The following is a 16507-nucleotide window of genomic DNA, read 5'->3' as shown; positions in this document are numbered from 1 at the left end:
GCCGAGCACGGGGCTCGCCGCGAGAAACTCCGGCCATTGCCTGTTATCCTGGCCTAGCCCGGACGTTGGAAGGGGAGCGGCGAACCGCTCCCGATCCGAAGAGATTACGATCAGTCAGCCGAACCGATAATGTCCGCGAAACGCTTCTGCCCGTCTTCCGCCGACATCGAGCCCGCGAAGAATTCCGCCATCAGATCTTCCTTCTGTTTCTGCGTATCGGCGGAAATCAGCTGGTCGGTGCTGGTCAGCGCATTGCCCTTGGCCAGAATTGCCAGACCCTTTTTCATGCAGTCATTGGCTGCATTCAGGTCGACGTCGCCGCGGATCGGCAGCGAGCCCTTCTTCAGGTTGAAGGCAACCTGCGTTTTCGGATCAACGATGGTCGCGGCAAGAACATCCTGCGCCTTGGTTTTCGCCTCGTCCTTCAAAACGGGGAAATAAAAGGCGTCGCCACCCGTGGTCAGGTATTCACTCAGGCCAAGGCCAGGAAGGCAGGAATAATCAGTGCCGGCTTTCTGGTTGGCGAGCTGGAATTCACCCTGGGCCCAGTCGCCCATGATCTGGCCGCCGGCCTTGCCGGTGATGACCATGTTGGTGGCCTGGTTCCAGTCCTGAACATTGGTGCCCTTGGCCATGTCGCGCGCCTCGACGGCAGCTGCGAAAATCTTTGCCATTTCAGGACCTGCCGCCGCTTCGGCATCCTTGTCGCCATAGACCTTCTGATAAAGGTCCTTGCCGCCGATCGAAAGCGTCAGCGTGTCGAACAGGCCGTTCGCCTGCCATGCCTGGCCGCCAAGCGCGAGCGGCTGGATACCGGCCTTTTTCAGCGCCGGCGCTGCCGCAACAAATTCCGTCCAGTTCTTCGGAACTTCGACGCCCGCTTTCTTAAACGCCGCATTGGAAAGCCACAGCCATTGCCACGAATGGATATTGACCGGCGCGCAATAGATCTTGCCGTCGATGGTGCAGCTGTCGAGCAGGCTCGCCGGCTTGATGACCTCTTTCCACTTACCCTTTTCGGCAACGTCGGACAGGTCCCGCATCAGGCCGGCCTGCACGAGTTCTTCCGCCTGCCGGCCGTGGTTGAACTGGGTGGCACCCATCGGATCGCCGCCGGTGATGCGGCTGATCATGATCGGCCGGGCCGTGCCGCCCGAACCGGCAATCGCGCCGTCCACCCATTTATTGCCGGTCGCGTCGAAAGCCTTGGCCAGTTCGGCCACCGCCGCGGCTTCGCCGCCCGATGTCCACCAATGGGTCACCTCAAGATCAGTGGCCCCGGCAAAGCCCGCCGGAATCATCACGCTGGCCAGAAAAGCCGCAGAAATAACACGCATTCGCATGAGTCTCCTCCCTCACTGAAACGTTGCAGTTGGAACGTATGCGAAGATTTTTGATTAGGCAACCGCCTAAAATACGAATCTCGTTACTGCATTCAGCGGCGTCTCGAAGGATGGCAAAATCCGCCTGACAGGCGGACCGTAGAGGGGCTTGAGCGCCGTAATCCACACGCAATGCCACCGGTTTAAAAACTCTGCGCAGCAAGTAAATAAGTGCAAGAGACAATGAAACGCTGGCATATTCTCCTGATCATCGGATTGATCGGTGTCGCATCGCTCCTACTCGCCGCGTTTGAGCAGATCATACCGGGACAGCAGGTTTCAATGGCGATGCGCCTGTTGATACTCCTCCAACCAGCAGTCCTGACCGTCGCCTCGGTCGCCACCGGCCAAGCCCTCGCCGCAAAAATCGGGCTCCATGCGCCTTTGATCGATAGCTGGCTGACGGGCGGCGATCCGCGTGCGGTACTGCGAAAACAAGTGCCTCCTGCACTTGCTGCGGGTGTTGCCGTTGCCACTGTGATGATCGTCTATTCGTCGGCGATCCTGCCCTTGGTCACAGATGCAGCAACCATGGCAAATATGACCAGATTTGGCATTCCCCTGGCCACCCGGCTTCTCTATGGCGGCGTCACCGAAGAGCTATTGACCCGATGGGGCATGATGTCGTTTTTCGCGTGGATTCTCTGGCGCTCTACAGGAGGCGGGCAGATTCGAGCGTTCATAATGTGCGCCGCCATCGTGATCGCTGCCGCTCTGTTCGCCGCTGGTCATCTGCCGTTTCTGTTTACCATTGCCGCGCAGCCCCGGCCGGCACTCGTCCTTGCGGTGCTGACCGGGAATTTTATTCCCCGACTCATCTCCGGATGGCTATTTTGGCGCCGGGGACTGGAGGCGGCAATTCTCTCTCATGGCTTTGCCCATTGTATAAATGCACTGGCGGCCTGAACCAAAAGGCAAAGCGTGCAGACGTCCGCTTCGCTTATTCTCTTGGCGTAGGTAACGCCTATTGCCTCTTGTAATCGTCCTCGATGCGGATGACATCGTCCTCACCGATATAGGCTCCGGTCTGGATTTCGACCAGTTCGAGCGGGATCTGCCCCTCATTGGCAAGACGGTGCGGCTGGCCGATCGGGATATAGACCGACTGGTTTTCCGTCAGCAGCCGGGTCTCGTCACCAATCGTCACGGTGGCCGTTCCCTTGACGACGATCCAGTGTTCCGAGCGGTGATAGTGTTTCTGGAACGAGATGCGGTGGCCAGGATCGACGGTGATATGGCCAACCCGATAACGCTCGTCCACATACATGTGTTCGATGTAGCCCCAGGGCCGGTAAACGCGCTTGTGGGTCTGCGTCTGTGGCGCATGTTCGCCGTCCTTCAGCGTCTCCACCAGACCCTTCACGTCCTGCACCCGGTTCTTCGGCACCACCAGAACCGCATCCTTGGTGGCCACCACCACCATGTCCCTCGCGCCCACCACCGTCGTCAGCAATTGCGTCGAATGGATGAGGCAGCCTTCGGAATCGATGAAGACGCCGTTACCTTCCAGCGCATTGTCATTGCTGTGTTTGTCGGCGATCTCCCAGATCGCGTCCCAGCTGCCGATATCCGACCAGCGAAAATGGCCGTGCACGACAGCCATGCGCCTGGTCTTCTCAATCACGGCATAGTCGATGGAATTCTTGGGCGAGGCTTCGAAGCTTTCCTGATGCAGACGCACGAAGCCGAGGTCGCTTTCATATTGCTCGACGGACTGCGTTACCGCGGCCAGAATTTCCGGCGCAAAGGCCTCCAGTTCGGCAATCATCACGTCGGAGCGGAACAGGAAGTTTCCGGAATTCCAGAGATAGCCTTTTTCGAGATAGGAGATCGCCGTCTTCATGTCAGGCTTCTCCACGAAGGCCTCGACCTTGCTCAGATCCTTTTCACCATCAATCGCCTCGCCCGGCTTGATGTAACCATAGGAGGTGCGCGGCTCCGTCGGCACCAAACCGAAGACGACGATATTGCCCTGATCGGCGGCTTTGGCGCCGAGTTTCACGGCATCGGAAAACTTGTCAGCATCGAGCACCACATGGTCGGCAGCAAGCGCCAGAACCAGGCATCCGGGTTCGCGGCGCTCAGCCAGCACGGCGGCGGCGGCCATGGCGGCGGCGCTGTCGCGGCGGGCGGGCTCAAGCACCACGGTGGCCGGCAGATCGATCTCCTCCGCCTGACGGCGGGCAAAAAAACGGAAATCCTCGTTGGTGATGACGAGTGGCTCGGAATAAAGCGTTTCGTCACCCACCCGCTGCAGGGTCTGCTGATAGGTCGAAAGATTGCCGACCAGCGGCTGAAACTGCTTGGGCAACTGATCGCGCGAGACCGGCCATAGCCTGGAGCCAGCACCACCGGCCAGAAGAACCGGCGTGATCTTTCGAGATTGTTCCTTCACAATAAAACCTTTCCAACATCAAAAAATTTCCCGGCGCGCCGGACAATATACATTTTTCCCAATACCGCCATCATCGGTTCATGGGCGGACAAGCGCAAGCTCATAAATCCCCCTTGTGAAAGCTTGGTGAACGGCTGGGCGTCTGCCCCGGCACGCTTTCCTAACGCCACGCGACAGGTGAGGTTCCGCTCGATTTCTTCGCGCGGATCGATGCGGAGCAAATAAAAACCCCGGGATTGCTCCCGGGGCCGGTTTCAAGTGAGGCGTGACGCAAGCGTCAGCCCGGCAATGCATAGGCGATGACATAGTCGCCACGGTCAGGAGACTGGCGTGCGCCGCCAGCTGAGATGACGATATACTGCTTGCCTGTCTTCGGAGACTTGTAGCTCATCGGGCCGCCCTGGCTGCCGACCGGAAGGCGGGCCTTCCAGACTTCCTTGCCGGTCGCCGTATCGAAAGCGCGCAGATAATAATCCTGCGTGCCGGCGATGAAGACGAGACCGCCCTGAGTGGCCAACGTGCCGCCGAGCGTGGGCATGCCGATCGGGATCGGAAGGCCCATCTTGATGCCGAGCGGACCGGTATCCTCGACAGTGCCCACGGGCACCTGCCACTTGATCTTCTGGGTCTTCATGTCGATAGCGGTCATCGTGCCATAGGGCGGGGCCTGGCAGGGTATACCGAGAGCCGACAGGAAACGGTTCTTGTTCACCGCATAGGGCGTGCCCTTCATGGGAACGACGCCCATACCGGTATTGACGCTTTCGCCGCCACTCGCGACAGCCTTGGTCGGTGCCGCTTCCTGCATCTGGATCCAGAGACCGAGGCGCATGTCGTTGACGAAGATCGTGTTCGTGGTCGGGTCCGTCGAAAGACCGCCCCAGTTCATGCCGCCGAGCGAGCCCGGGAACGAAAGGGAGAGGTCCGTGCCCGGCGCCGTATAAAGGCCCTCATAACGCATGCCCTTGAAGGCAATGCGGCAAAGAAGCTGGTCAAACGGGGTCGCGCCCCACATGTCCGCTTCCGTCAGGGTCTGCGCACCGATCTGCGGCATGCCGACCGAGCGTGGCTGTGTCGGCGCGTAGCGCTCGTTCGGAATATTGGCAGGCTTGACCGGAACTTCTTCAACCTTGGTCAGCGGCTGGCCTGTCGCCCGGTCGAGAACATAGATCTGCGCCGCCTTGGTGCCGAAAACCAGTGCCGGAACAGTGGTTCCATCCGCTTTCGGGAAATCGACGAAGCTCGGCTGCATCGGCACGTCGAAGTCCCAGAGGTCGTTATGAACCGTCTGGTAGACCCATTTTTCGCGACCGGTGGTGGCATCGAGCGCCAGCATCGAAGCACCATATTTATGGTCGAGCGGTGTGCGAGTCGCGCCGTACAAGTCCACCGAAGGGCTGCCGACCGGCATGAAGACGGTGTTCAGCTCCGGATCATAGGACATGGACGCCCAGACGTTGGGTGTGGAACGCGTGTAGGTCTGTCCCTCGGGCGGAAGTCCGGTAATATCAGGGTTACCAGGATCGAAGGCCCAGCGAAGCGCGCCCGTCACCACATCGAAACCGCGCATCACACCGCCGGGCATATCGACCTGAACGTTGTCGGCGATACGGCCGCCGACAACGACAGTCGTGCCGGCAAGCGTAGGTGCGGAGGTCAACACATATTGCGGGTCCGGCGCATCGCCGAGACCGATCTTCAGGTCGACGCGGCCATTGGTGCCGAAATCAGGGCAAAACGCGCCGGTGTCGGCATCAAGCGCTATCAGTTCCGCATTGATGGTGTTCATCAGAATGCGACGCTGGCAAAGCGCGCCCTCGGCCACCACAGCCGGGGTAACCGGCGTGGAGCCCGGCACGGTCGGCTGCTTCAGCGGCGCCTTGGCGTCGAAATAGGCAAGACCGCGGCAACGCATCCAGACGGAAGATTTCGCGTTGATTTCCGTCTTCCACTTTTCTGCGCCGGTATCTGCATCAAGAGCGATGACATTGTTATGCGGCGTGCACAGGAATACGGTGTCGCCAACCTGCAGCGGCGTTTCCTGATCTTCCGCACCATTCGCGCCGGGGCTGATCGGGGTATCGCCGGTGTGGTAGGTCCAGGCGACTTCGAGGTTCTTGACGTTGTCGCGCGTGATTTCATCGAGAGCGACAAAGCGGCTGCCGCCGGATGTATTGCCGTAATGTTCCCAGTTCTTCTGCTCCGTTTCCGGTGTGACAGGCGTCAGGGCTGCCGGTTCACCATTGAAGGCGACGGTGGGGTGCGGCACGAACATGCCGGCAAAACCCGCGCCGGTGGCGATGGCGAGAATGGCGGCAATGGCGAAAGAGGCGCCGTATGCCGGAGCCTTGCCGGCCGCGCGACGCAGGAGAGGATAGGAGAGCGCAACGACAATGGCACCGACGCCCATCGCGAGAAGGCGTGAAATGAGCGGCCAGAAGTGCAATCCGGCTTCCCACACCGCCCAGATGCCGGTGAGGACGAAGACAAAGCCGAAGAGAACCGCACCGGCAGGCTTGCGCAGCAGGATGAGCAGGCCCGAGACGATGAGCGCGATGCCTGCCGTGACGAAATAGAGGCTGCCGCCGAGGGCCACAAGCTGGCCGCCGCCAATGGCGAAGAACAGGCCTGCGGCAACGATGACAGCGCCGAGCACCAACAGCCACAATCTGGCTGGGAGCGATAACGAAGTTGCTGGATTACCCATGAAAGAATGTCCGGTTAGAAGAGCTGCCCCAAAAGGCTGAAGCCCGGTGATTGTTCAGTGTCCGGCGAAGCCGGGACAGCCTGCGGCCGCAATGGCCAGGCGAAGATGCGCCGAAGGCGGCGCGGCTGAACGGGGAACAATGGTGGGGAAGACTTCCGTCGTGACTGTCATGCGTGACCCATTCACTGCAGGTAACCGCCGGCCCCATGGACGGCGGGCAAGATGCTTGAACAAATCCTCCCCGGTCTCTCCCATCAAGGCCTGCAAAGCGGCAAAGACGATCAAAACACTGGCTGCGGTATAACGTCGCCTGCGACAAGATGACAATGCGCAAGCTGGGCAATTTCGATAAGCTATGCTTATATCACATCACACCTGACAAAACAAAGAAATCTCCCGATGGATATTCGTCAACTCACGATATTCGTGGAAGCGGCAAGGGCGAGGAACTTTCGTGCCGCCGCCCTGCAGCTCGGCATTGCCCAGCCCGCCGTCACCCAGCGCATTCGACAGCTGGAGGAAAATCTGGGCTTCAAGCTCTTTCACCGCATCAATCGCGGTGTGGAACTTACCCCGGCCGGTCAGTCCATGCTCATCGAGGCGGAAGAAATCCTTGCACGCACCAAAAGTGCGCTGGAAAGGGCGCAGCAGATCCGCCGCGGCCAGCTTGGCACGCTGCGCATCGGTTACGGCACCAGTGTCATGGCCGAGCGTAAACTACCCGCGCTCATTACCCGCTATGGTGACGAGTACCCAGACGTGACGCTTGAACTGTTGCCCGGCATGACAATGGAACAGCTAATCGAGCAGGTGACGACCCGCGAGACCGACGTTGCCTTCATCCGCGCGCCTCTTCCCACGCTGCCGCAGACCTTGCGAACCATGCCGTTCGACCGCTCGAGGCTTTGCGTCGCTTTGCCGGAACGTCACGTACTCGCCAAGCGCCCGCAGGTTTCCGTCAGCGATATCCTGCACGAAAAACTGCTGCTGCCGGTTGACGAGATTGGCCTCGGCCTCAGCAGCAGCGCGCTTTCGCTTTTCGAAGATGCCGGCTGCACGCCGCAAGTCGGCATGCGCATCGCCAACGTCAATACGATTCTCGCGCTCGTGGAGGCCGGTGCAGGCATTTCCATCCTGCCGGAAAGCACGGTGCTTTCCGCAAGGGGCACTGCCGCCGTGTCACTCGATAGCGCGGAGGCATGGTCCGACTGCGTACTACTCGTCAGGCGCGGCGCGCTTGCCCTGCATGTCGAAGCCTTCGTGAATATGGCCCGCCGAGCCTACAGACTGAGCCTTTGACAAGCAGGACGCGGAATTAATCGATTGAATCGGCCGCAAATTTCATCCCGCTTAAATTTGCTGCACTGAACAACATTCAAGGCTTGGCAGGCGCGCGAAAAATACAATAACAACGGCGGATATTTTTACATTGTTATAGACACGAAAGCACACACAGCCCATGTCCGACACGACCAAGCCCGCCAGCACAAGAACATCGGTTACGGATCAGGAAGCCCTGGATTTCCACGCGGAAGGCAGGCCGGGCAAGCTGGAAATCACCCCGACGAAGCCGATGGCAACACAGCGGGATCTGTCGCTCGCCTATTCGCCCGGCGTGGCGGTGCCGGTGAAAGCCATCGCCGAAAATCCGGCGACCGCTTACGATTATACGACACGCGGCAACATGGTGGCCGTCATCTCCAACGGCACCGCGATCCTCGGGCTGGGCAATCTCGGCGCGCTGGCCTCGAAGCCGGTCATGGAAGGCAAGTCGGTCCTCTTCAAGCGTTTCGCCGATGTCGATTCCATCGATCTCGAGGTCGATACCGAAGACGCCGATGAGTTCATCAATTGCGTGCGTTACCTCGGCCCCTCCTTCGGCGGCATCAATCTGGAAGACATCAAGGCGCCGGAATGTTTCATCATCGAAAGCCGCCTGCGCGAATTGATGGATATTCCCGTATTCCATGACGACCAGCACGGCACCGCCATTATTGCCGCCGCCGGCCTCATCAACGCCATCGAACTGACCGGACGTGACTTCAAGACCACCAAGCTCGTCTGCAACGGTGCGGGTGCGGCCGCAATCGCATGCATGGACCTCATCAAGGCCATGGGTTTCAACCCGGAAAACATCACGCTCTGTGATACCAAGGGCGTCATCTATCAGGGCCGAACCGAGGGCATGAACCAATGGAAATCCGCCCATGCGGTGAAAACCGACAATCGCACGCTGGCGGAAGCCATGAAGGGTGCTGACGTGGTGTTCGGCCTCTCACAGAAGGGCGCGTTCAGCGAAGAAATGATCCGCTCCATGGCGCCGAAGCCGATTATCTTTGCAATGGCCAATCCCGACCCGGAAATCACCCCGGAAGAAGTGTCCCGCATCCGCGATGACGCCATCATGGCGACGGGACGTTCCGACTATCCGAACCAGGTCAACAACGTCCTCGGCTTCCCCTATATCTTCCGCGGCGCGCTCGATGTGCGTGCCCGCCAGATCAACGATGCCATGAAGATAGCCGCCGCGCAGGCGCTGGCGGATCTGGCCCGCGAAGACGTGCCTGACGATGTGGCCGCGGCCTATCAGGGCAACCGCCCGCGTTTCGGACCGCAATATATCATTCCGGTCCCGTTCGATCCGCGCCTGATCTCCGCCATTCCTGTCGCCGTGGCAAAAGCCGCTATCGAAACCGGCGTCGCCCAGCGCGAAATTCCCGATCTCGACGCCTATGCCCGCGAGCTTTCGGCCCGTCGTGATCCGATGGCCTCGACCACGCAACGCCTTTACGAGCGTGTGCGTCGTTCGCCCAAGCGCGTGGTCTTTGCCGAAGCGGAAGAAGAACAGGTCATGCGCGCGGCGATTTCGTTTACCGCTCAAGGGCTTGGTACCGCCATCCTGCTCGGCCGTGACGATATCATCAAGGCCAATGCGGAGCGTGCCGGTATCGATCTCGACCGCGCCAATATCGAAATTACCAATGCCCGCCTCTCCAGCCGGGTCGATGCCTATATCGATTACCTCTATGCGCGGCTGCAGCGCGGCGGCTTCCTGCTGCGCGACGTGCAGCGCCTGATCCACAACGACCGCAACCACTTCGCCGCCTGCATGGTGGCGATGGGCGATGCGGACGCGGTGGTAACGGGCGTGACGCGCAATTATTCGACGGCGCTGGAAGATATCCGCCGTTGCATCAACACCAAGCCCGGCCATCGCGTCATTGGCGTATCCCTCGTTGTCTCGCGCAACCGCACCGTCTTCGTGGCCGACACGGCCGTGCACGACATGCCGAATGCCGAGGACCTTGCCGATATCGCGGAGGAGGCAGCCGGCCTCGCCCGCCGTTTCGGTTACGAGCCGCGCGTTGCCATGCTCGCTTATTCCACCTTCGGCCAGCCGGTCGGCGAACGCTCCGACAAGGTGCGCGAGGCGGTGAAAATTCTCGACAAGCGCAACGTCAATTTCGAGGTCGATGGCGAAATGTCGGCGGATGTGGCGCTGAACCATCACCGCATGCAGAGCCAGTATCCCTTCGCGCGCCTTTCCGGCCCCGCCAACGTGCTGGTCATGCCCGCCATCCATTCTGCCTCCATCTCCACCAAGATGCTGCAGGAATTGGGCGGTGCGACCGTCATCGGCCCTCTTCTCGTCGGCCTCGACAAGTCGGTGCAGATAACCTCGATGGGGGCCAAGGACAGCGATATCGTCAACATGGCAGCAATCGCGGCCTATAATGCCGGACGATAATTGAAACGCAGTGCGGCTTGCTTCTCGCCTCTTGGTTGAAACAAGCCGCACACCGCTAAAACCTAAAGAACAGATTCTACGATTTTAAATTATTGGGATATTTTTTCTGTCCGGCAACATTATTGGAACTCGTTTCTATTCATAGTATTTTTTGCGCAATGCCAATTCTCGCTCTCTGCAAGTCCGTCATGTAGGTTCCAGCCACAAGCAAAAGGAAATACCCATGGCCTTCTCCCTCCCCAAGTTTGCCGCGAAACTCATCGCCGGGACCGTTGTCATCGCCTCGTTGGCAACCACCGCCCACGCGGATGCAACGCTTGACCGCATCAAGGGTCGCGGCAAGCTCACCGTCGGCGTCATTCTTTCCGGCGCTCCTTTCGGCTTTATCGATCCAAAAACGCAGGAGCAGAAGGGCCTCAACATCGACGTCGCGAAGGCGCTCGCCGCAGGTCTCGGCGTTGAACTGGTGACTGAGACCGTGACCCCGCCAAACCGCGTGCAGTTCCTGCAGCAGGGGAAGGTCGATATTCTTATCGCCAACATGCAGTACACCGAAGAACGTGCGAAAACGCTCGACTACGTGCCCACTCCCTATGACCGTCAGGGCGGCGCCGCCATCGGTCGAAAAGACTCTGGCATCAAGGACTGGTCCGACCTGAAAGGCAAGATCGCCTGCGTGTCTCAGGGTTCCAACTACACTCAGCCGCTGATCGAGCAATATGGCGCGCAGGTAAAGGCGCTGCCGAGCCAGCCGGAATCGCTGCTGGCGCTGAAGGGTGGCAATTGCGATGTGTCCGTTCACGTCAACGGCACGCTGAGCCTGATGCTTCAGGACCGCGCTGATGAGTGGAAGGATTACGGCATCCTCATCCCCACAGATCTCATACCGTCGGATTCCGTGATCTGGCTGCGCAAGGGTGAAAGCGACACGCAGGCGGCTCTCGACAAGATCGTCAAGGAATTGCACGCTTCCGGCAAGATGCTGGAATTCGCCAAGGCAAACCGTCTGCCGAGCATCGGCTATATGGAAGAACAGCAGAGGAAGCTGTCCGCCGCGCAGTAAAGGTCAGGCGCAGGGCTTTCCTGTCATCCCCCGTCACGCCGCAACGTGGTGAGGACGATGGCATAGAGATGGTTCCCATGATCATCAGGAACGGCCGGTTCACCTGCCGTTCTTTTCTGCTTTATAATGGCAGGCCATTCTGGCGCCGCCCGCGTGGCGGCACCCGCAATAACAGCATGGATTTCCAATGCAGGATTCATTTACAGCGCGCTTCATAGAACTGGCCGCGCATCTTGGCCTCAACTATGATTTTCTGAACAGCGGCTATGAGGTTCAGATCTGGCTCGACGGCATGAAGATGACGCTGATCCTCGTTGCCGTCACCTTGCCGCTCAGCCTCGTCTTCGGCTTCATTTTCGCCGCAATGCTCACGTCCGGGAAGACCTGGCTCGCCGGTCCCGTGCGCGCCTATGTGGAACTGACGCGCAACACGCCGACGCTGGTACAGCTGATGTGCGGTTTCCTCGTGCTCAACATGCTGATTTCCAGTGCGCTGGGTGGCGCGCAGAACAATCCGCTGACACCGTTTTTCTGGGTCGTTGCGGTCACGGGGCTGCACATTGCCGCCTTCCATGCTGAAGCGCTGCGCGGCGGCATCGAGGCGGTGCCCGGCACCACAATCGAGGCAGCGCGTGCAATCGGTTTCAGTTCCTTCGAGATTCTGCGTTATGTGGAGTTTCCACTGGCGATCCGCACAGCGCTGCCCTCCATCATCAACAATCTCGTCAATCTGGTAAAGCTCACCACGGTCGGCTCTGCAATCGCCGTGGGTGAGATCACCTATGCCTCCATCCTGATCTGGACGCAGCGCGACAATGTGGTCGAGCTGATGATCGTTATCCTCGTTTTCTTCAGCGTCATCAATTTCATCGTCGCAAGGGCCGGTCTCTGGCTTGAACGGCGTCTTGCGGTTCCGGGGTTCGGTCAATGAGTGCGGTGGTTTCTCCAACACGGACGGTGAAGAAGCCGCCTTTCGGCACCATTCTGCTGCTGGGCGTCCTGGTGGCCGTCATCTTGTGGCTGGTCCTCGATCCGTCGCTCGGCCAGGTGCTGCTGGAATGGCTGCCCTATCTCGCCAAGGGTTTCGCCATGAATGTGCTGATAAGCATTCTGGCGATCGCCATCGGCACATTTATCGGCGTTCTTCTCGGCATCATGGAGCTTGCGCCCTACCGTCTGGTTCGCGCACCGGCACTGACCTATGTGCAGATTTTCCGCAATGCCCCGCATCTGGTGCTGATCTTTGCCGCGACTTACATCTTCCCCTTCGAGATCGTGGCCTTTGGCAACTACATTCCTTTTCCGGACTGGATCAAGGCGGTTGTGGGCCTTGCCATTCCGGCCAGCGCCCATATCGCCGAAATCACCCGCGGCGCCATCCAGTCCATTCCGACAGCGCAATGGGAAGCCGCTCAGGGGCTGGGCTTTTCGCGCAACCAGACACTGCGCTGGATCATCCTGCCGCAATGCATAAAACGCTCCCTGCCGCCGTGGATGAACCTCTACGCATCGATCACCATGGGTACGGCGCTCGCCTCGCTGGTCGGCGTGCATGAGCTTCTCCACGCCGCGACGGACGCGAGCACCGCCGTGCAGCGCAACGATTTTACCGTGGTGGTCTATCTCACCGTTCTGATGGCGTTCTTCCTGTTCTGCTATCCCGTCTCCCGTTTCACGCAGCGCCTCGAGCGGCGCTTCGCTTCCCGCTGATTGGAACAAGCCATGTCCGTATCCATCGCCCAAAACGCCCAGCCGCTTGTTGAACTCGAAGCAATCCATCTTGCTTTTGGTGACAACCAGGTCCTGAAAGGCATTGATCTCACCGTCAACAAGGGGGACGCCGTCTCCATCATCGGCCCTTCCGGCTCCGGCAAATCCACCATCCTGCGCTGCATCAACGGCCTCCTCATTCCGCAATCGGGCAAGATCACCGTTGGCGGCACGCGAGTAGACCAGCTGAAGACCGAGGCCGAGCGCATCGCGCTGCGCAAGCGGATCGGCATCGTGTTCCAGCAGTTCAACCTCTTCCCGCATCTGACGGTGATGGAAAACATCACCATCGCGCCGATCAAAATACTTGGTACGCCAAAAACGGAAGCGGAGCGCCATGCCCGCGAATTGCTGGAAAAGGTCCGCCTGTCCCAGAAGGTCGACGCCTATCCCGGCCAGCTTTCCGGCGGCCAGCAGCAGCGCGTGGCGATCGCCCGCGCGCTCGCCATGCGGCCGGAGCTGGTGCTGTTCGATGAAGTCACCTCGGCACTCGATCCCGAAACGGTTGGGGAAGTGCTCGCCGTCATCCGCGACCTCGTCAACGAGGGCATGACGAGCATTCTCGTTACCCACGAAATGCGCTTTGCCGAAGAAATCAGCGACAAAATTGTCTTCACCGAAAACGGCCTGATCGTCGATCAGGGCACGCCGGAGCACATATTCTACAAGTCGACCAATCCGCGCATCAACGCCTTCGTCAAGGGTCTCGGCGGACAGGGCGCGCGCGTGAATGACGGCGAAGGGATCTGATGCCATGGTCGCGGAGGAAAAACTCACACTTCGTCTTGCCGGAGCCATTGCCGCTTCCGATCCGCTACACGATGATGAGGCGGTCACCATTGCCCGCACGGCACTGATCGATTTCTTTGCCTGCGTGCTGGGCGGCGCTGCCGACAGGAGCACGAAAATCCTGATCGACACCTTCACCTCAGGCACGCAAGGCGCAGCCGGCATCGTCGGCCACGATCTGCGTACGGATGCCTTCACCGCCGCCCTTATCAACGGCCATGCCGGTCACGTGCTTGATTACGACGATGTCCATGGCAGTGTGCGCGGCCACCCCACCGTCGCCATTGTTCCAGCCCTGCTGGCTGTTGCGGTCGAGGAAGGCTCGACGGCCGATGCATTCATCGCCGCCTATATCGTCGGGCTGGAAACCATGGCCCGCATTGGCCTGTCGCTCGGCACCAGACATTACGAAAATGGTTTCCACGCCACCGCCACACTTGGCCCCATGGGTGCCGCGGCGGCGATCGCCCATCTGCTGAAATTCGATCCGCAGACAACGGCCGTGGCGCTCGGCCTCGCCGCCACGCAATCGGCCGGGCTTCGCCTGCAATTCGGTTATGACGCCAAGCCGCTCCATGCGGGGCTCGCCACGCGTGCCGGCCTCACCGCAGCACGGCTGGCACGATCCGGCTTTCAGGGCGCGCCGGATTTTATGGAAAATTCCATCGGCTTTTATTCGGCCTTCGCCTTCGGCGCCGAGCAGCCGAAGCGTGTTCTCTCCGGCTGGGGCGCACCCTGGCAGATCGTCTCGCCGGGCCTGACTCTCAAGGCCTTCCCGTGTTGTACCGCGGCACACCCCGTCGCCGTGGGCGCGCTGGCGCTGCGCAGCACCCATGAGCTGCAGCCGGAAGAAATCGAGGCGGTCACCATCACCTTCCCGCCCGGCGGCGATGCCGCGCTAGTCGGCCCTGCCACGCCCGCAACCGGCATAGACGCGCGCTTCAGCCCCGAATATGTCTTCGCTGCGGCGCTGACGGATGGGTCACTGGGGATCGGCCATTTCGACGAACGCCCGGCACGCGCCGACCTGCTCGGCGTTTCCGCGAAAGTCTCGCGCCGGCATGACGAGACCGCTCGCCGCCTGTCGCCAGACCCAACCACCCGTTTCGTGGTGATAGATGTCACGAAGAAGGATGGTACGGTGCTATCGCGCCGCGTCGACGGGCTTCCCGGCATTGATGACCCGGCCGAAAAATTTGCCGACGCGACCGGCGGCAGTGAAAAATTCGCCGGTATCCCGGCCTTGGTGCGGTCCATGAAAACCGCAGCCGACCTCAGGAAGCTCGAAATGCTTCTGGTATCGCCAATATAACTCGACTGACATGAAGGCATGATTCCCATGACCACCACGACCCGCAAAAGACAGATGCATCTCGGCCTTTTCCTGCAGGGTGCCGGACACCACGTTTCCGGCTGGCGTCACCCCGATGCGGAGGCCGGCAGCGAAAACCTCGATCTGCTCACCCGCGTGACGAAAATGGCCGAAGCGGCAAAGTTCGACATGGTATTCCTCGCCGACGGGCTGACCAGCGGCGTCGACGCCCATCCTTCGATGATCGCACGTTTCGAGCCGTTGACCCTGCTTGCCGCGCTGGCAATGGTGACCGAGAAGATCGGGCTGGCCGCAACCGCCTCCACCACCTATGGCGAGCCCTATCACACCGCTCGCGCCTTCGCCTCCATAGACCATTTAAGCCATGGTCGAGCGGCCTGGAACATTGTCACCACCTCTTACGCACGGACGGCAGCGAATTTCTCCAAGGACCACCCCGAGCATGACGAGCGTTATGCGGTGGCGGAAGAATATGTGAACGTCGTTCGCGGCCTTTGGGACAGCTGGGATGACGACGCCTTCATCAAGGACAAGCAGGCGGGCCGCTACGTCGATCCCGAGAAAGTCCATGTTCTCAACCACGAAGGCAAATATTTCACCGTCAAGGGACCGCTCAACATTCCGCGCTCGCCGCAGGGCCATCCGGTTCTCATCCAGGCCGGTTCCTCCGGACCGGGTCAGGATCTCGCCGCACGCACCGCCGATATCGTCTTCACCGCCCAACAGGCAATTTCCGAAGCGCAGGCTTTCTACACGAGCCTCAAGGCGCGCGTCGAAAAATTCGGCCGCGATCCCGCCAGCGTTGCCGTGATGCCCGGCTTCATGCCGATCATCGGCAGGAGTTTCGAGGAGGCGAGTGAAAAGCTGAAGGAACTGAACCGCTGGACGGACATCAAGAGCGCGATGCCGCTGCTCGAAGAACGCATCGGCCACAGCCTGGCCGACTATGATCTCGACGGCCCGTTGCCCGAACTTCCCATCTCCGACCAGTTGCGCAGCCGCGCCGAGTTGCTGACCGAGCTGGCACGGCGCGAAAAGCTCACGATCCGAGAACTGGCGCTGCGCGTCGCGGCCGGCCGTGGCCACCATATCGTCATGGGAACGGCGAGCGACGTTGCCGACAGGATGCAGCAATGGTTCGAGAACGGCGCAGCCGATGGCTTCAACGTCATGCCGCCCTTCTTCCCCGGCGGGCTGGAGGAGTTTAATCGCGAGGTGGTACCGCTCTTGCAGGAACGCGGCCTGTTCCGCCGGGAATATGAGGGCTCCACATTGCGCGACCACCTCGGCATCACGCGCCCGGCCTTGCGGGGTTAACCG

13 protein-coding genes are annotated in these 16507 nt (G+C 60.2%); 9 read left to right on the top strand and 4 right to left on the bottom strand.

Annotation, left to right across the window (positions count from 1 at the left end; genetic code table 11):
* Positions 1 to 110 precede the first annotated feature (110 nt).
* Entirely contained in the window at positions 111 to 1343 is a 1233-nt protein-coding gene (locus tag EYD00_RS21020) for an ABC transporter substrate-binding protein (RefSeq protein WP_034498262.1), read from the bottom strand.
* Positions 1344 to 1565: 222 nt separating this feature from the next.
* Between EYD00_RS21020 and EYD00_RS21015 the strand changes: the two genes are divergently transcribed.
* Positions 1566 to 2288: a CPBP family glutamic-type intramembrane protease gene (locus tag EYD00_RS21015; protein WP_034498263.1), complete on the top strand. Its 723-nt coding sequence runs from the start codon at positions 1566 to 1568 to the stop codon at positions 2286 to 2288.
* Between the two features lie 58 nt (positions 2289 to 2346).
* On the opposite strand, the gene EYD00_RS21010 is transcribed toward EYD00_RS21015, so the two are convergent.
* From EYD00_RS21010 to EYD00_RS21000, 3 genes are read right to left on the bottom strand one after another with little or no spacing between them, the layout of a single operon-like run.
* The gene (locus EYD00_RS21010) at positions 2347 to 3777 is read right to left on the bottom strand and encodes a mannose-1-phosphate guanylyltransferase/mannose-6-phosphate isomerase (protein ID WP_034498264.1); all 1431 of its coding nucleotides are present in this window, start codon (positions 3775 to 3777) and stop codon (positions 2347 to 2349) included.
* Positions 3774 to 3998, bottom strand: a complete 225-nt coding sequence (locus tag EYD00_RS21005; RefSeq protein WP_034498265.1) for a hypothetical protein — start codon at positions 3996 to 3998, stop codon at positions 3774 to 3776. The genes EYD00_RS21010 and EYD00_RS21005 overlap by 4 nt, the downstream gene beginning before the upstream one ends.
* Positions 3999 to 4054: 56 nt before the next feature.
* Positions 4055 to 6484, bottom strand: coding sequence for a glucose/quinate/shikimate family membrane-bound PQQ-dependent dehydrogenase (locus EYD00_RS21000; RefSeq protein WP_045534382.1), 2430 nt, complete (start codon positions 6482 to 6484; stop codon positions 4055 to 4057).
* 399 nt (positions 6485 to 6883) lie between these two features.
* On the opposite strand from EYD00_RS21000, the gene EYD00_RS20995 reads away from it, so the two are divergent.
* The 8 genes from EYD00_RS20995 (at position 6884) to EYD00_RS20960 (ending at position 16504) form a co-directional block, all read left to right on the top strand.
* Positions 6884 to 7783, top strand: a complete 900-nt coding sequence (locus tag EYD00_RS20995; protein ID WP_034498267.1) for a LysR family transcriptional regulator — start codon at positions 6884 to 6886, stop codon at positions 7781 to 7783.
* A gap of 160 nt (positions 7784 to 7943) precedes the next feature.
* A complete protein-coding gene (locus tag EYD00_RS20990; RefSeq protein ID WP_034498268.1) occupies positions 7944 to 10232 on the top strand; it encodes an NADP-dependent malic enzyme in 2289 nt (762 codons plus the stop codon).
* 223 nt (positions 10233 to 10455) lie between these two features.
* Positions 10456 to 11295, top strand: coding sequence for a transporter substrate-binding domain-containing protein (locus EYD00_RS20985; RefSeq protein ID WP_034498270.1), 840 nt, complete (start codon positions 10456 to 10458; stop codon positions 11293 to 11295).
* Positions 11296 to 11482: 187 nt separating this feature from the next.
* Complete coding sequence (locus EYD00_RS20980) at positions 11483 to 12226, top strand: amino acid ABC transporter permease (RefSeq protein ID WP_034498271.1); 744 nt, start codon at positions 11483 to 11485, stop codon at positions 12224 to 12226.
* The gene (locus tag EYD00_RS20975) at positions 12223 to 13005 is read left to right on the top strand and encodes an amino acid ABC transporter permease (protein WP_034498273.1); all 783 of its coding nucleotides are present in this window, start codon (positions 12223 to 12225) and stop codon (positions 13003 to 13005) included. Before EYD00_RS20980 ends, EYD00_RS20975 begins: the two co-directional genes overlap by 4 nt.
* Before the next feature lie 12 nt (positions 13006 to 13017).
* Positions 13018 to 13815, top strand: coding sequence for an amino acid ABC transporter ATP-binding protein (locus EYD00_RS20970; protein WP_034498274.1), 798 nt, complete (start codon positions 13018 to 13020; stop codon positions 13813 to 13815).
* Positions 13816 to 13819: 4 nt separating this feature from the next.
* Positions 13820 to 15166: an MmgE/PrpD family protein gene (locus EYD00_RS20965; RefSeq protein WP_034498550.1), complete on the top strand. Its 1347-nt coding sequence runs from the start codon at positions 13820 to 13822 to the stop codon at positions 15164 to 15166.
* Between the two features lie 18 nt (positions 15167 to 15184).
* Positions 15185 to 16504, top strand: coding sequence for an LLM class flavin-dependent oxidoreductase (locus EYD00_RS20960; protein ID WP_022563613.1), 1320 nt, complete (start codon positions 15185 to 15187; stop codon positions 16502 to 16504).
* Positions 16505 to 16507: the final 3 nt, after the last annotated feature.

Source organism: Agrobacterium sp. 33MFTa1.1 (genome assembly GCF_004328495.1).
GTDB classification, from domain to species: domain Bacteria; phylum Pseudomonadota; class Alphaproteobacteria; order Rhizobiales; family Rhizobiaceae; genus Agrobacterium; species Agrobacterium pusense.
This window is presented reverse-complemented; position numbering and strand designations above follow the sequence as displayed.